At 72.7% G+C, this 451-nt stretch carries 1 protein-coding gene; it reads left to right on the top strand.

Translation table 11 applies throughout. The features are described from left to right. The coding region (locus tag AABA78_RS38930) for an AMP-binding enzyme (RefSeq protein ID WP_338270596.1) at nt 1-451 on the top strand (451 nt) is incomplete at both ends.

The raw sequence follows: 451 nt of genomic DNA, 5'->3' as shown, positions 1-451 counted from the left end.
TGGGTGAAGTGGAAGCGGCGCTGGCGCAGTGCGAAGGCGTGCGCGAGTGCGTGGTGGTGGCGAAGGGGCAGGGGGCGGGGACGAAGCGGCTGGTGGCGTACGTGGCGGGCGAAGGCCTGGACGTGGCCGCAGTGCGCACAGCGCTGAAGGGGCGGGTGCCGGAGTACATGGTGCCGTCGGCCTTCGTGGTGCTGGCGGCGCTGCCGCTGACGGCGAATGGCAAGGTGGACCGCAAGGCGCTGCCGGAGCCGTCGGAAGCGGGAGTGGAGGTCTCGGGCGCGTACGTGGCGCCGAGGACGCCGACGGAGGAGGTGCTGGCGGCGGAGTGGGCGAAGGTGCTGGGCGTCGGACGCGTCGGCGCGCGGGACAACTTCTTCGAGCTGGGCGGACACTCGCTGCTGGCGACGCAGGCGATTTCGCGCGTGCGCTCCGTCTTCGGCGTGGAGCTGCC

The organism is Corallococcus caeni (assembly GCF_036245865.1).
In the GTDB taxonomy this organism is placed as follows: domain Bacteria; phylum Myxococcota; class Myxococcia; order Myxococcales; family Myxococcaceae; genus Corallococcus; species Corallococcus caeni.
This window is presented reverse-complemented; position numbering and strand designations above follow the sequence as displayed.